2 tRNA genes and 2 rRNA genes are annotated in these 897 nt (G+C 46.6%); all 4 read right to left on the reverse strand.

Annotated features, from left to right (window positions below):
- Positions 1-304 precede the first annotated feature (304 nt).
- Positions 305-377 (reverse strand) — tRNA-Ala (locus BN3456_RS00210).
- A 34-nt stretch (positions 378-411) separates the two neighbouring features.
- A tRNA-Ile gene (locus tag BN3456_RS00215) sits at positions 412-485 on the reverse strand.
- A gap of 9 nt (positions 486-494) precedes the next feature.
- Positions 495-612: ribosomal RNA gene (gene rrf, locus BN3456_RS00220) — 5S ribosomal RNA — on the reverse strand.
- A 139-nt stretch (positions 613-751) separates the two neighbouring features.
- Positions 752-897, reverse strand: a 16S ribosomal RNA gene (locus BN3456_RS00225); the annotation flags it as partial.

An 897-nucleotide genomic window follows, 5' to 3' on the forward strand; every position in this document is an offset into this window, starting at 1 on the left:
ACGTCTTTCATCGGCTCTTAGTGCCAAGGCATCCACCATACGCTCTTAAAAGCATAACCAACATGCCTCTTCCCACGGGAATGGGAATCAGCGACACACATCTAGCGTGATGTGCGTTGGCAATAGTTAAATAAATCAATTATTTTACTTCGTTTTCTTCGAATCAGTTAATGTTTATAACATTACCTCGGATGTCTTGATTAAAATATTTTTAATCTTGTTACATTACTGCTTATCAGTTGTAATGTAACACTTTCTTTGTATGCAGTTTTCAAGGTACACTATGATTCTTTGCAGAACCAAGTGGAGAATACGAGATTCGAACTCGTGACCTCCTGCTTGCAAGGCAGGCGCTCTCCCAACTGAGCTAATCCCCCATGTATATTTTCATATCTAATTTATTAATTGATATGGGCTTAAGTGGACTCGAACCACCGACCTCACGCTTATCAGGCGTGCGCTCTAACCAGCTGAGCTATAAGCCCATATTTCAAATTTGGCGGCCACCTGCTCTCCCACACCGTCACCAGTGCAGTACCATCGGCCGTCTGGGGCTTAACCATCGTGTTCGGGATGGGTACGGGTGTTTCCCCCAGGCGCATCGCCACCAAAAGATTTTGTTATCGGAGTCACTGATTTAATAGCATCCAGTGGTACTCCGCGAGTGCGGGCTTTCGTCTATCTCGACTCCGCTTGCTCTCATTGATAACTAAACAATAGACATCAAACTCTTTACTTCTTTCTTCCTTAGAAAGGAGGTGATCCAGCCGCACCTTCCGATACGGCTACCTTGTTACGACTTCACCCCAGTTATCGGTCCCGCCTTCGGCAGCTCCCTCCTTACGGTTGGGTCACTGACTTCGGGCGTTACCGACTTCCATGGTGTGACGGGCGGTG

Source organism: Clostridium sp. C105KSO13 (assembly GCF_001517425.1).
Lineage (GTDB): Bacteria > Bacillota > Clostridia > Lachnospirales > Lachnospiraceae > Muricomes.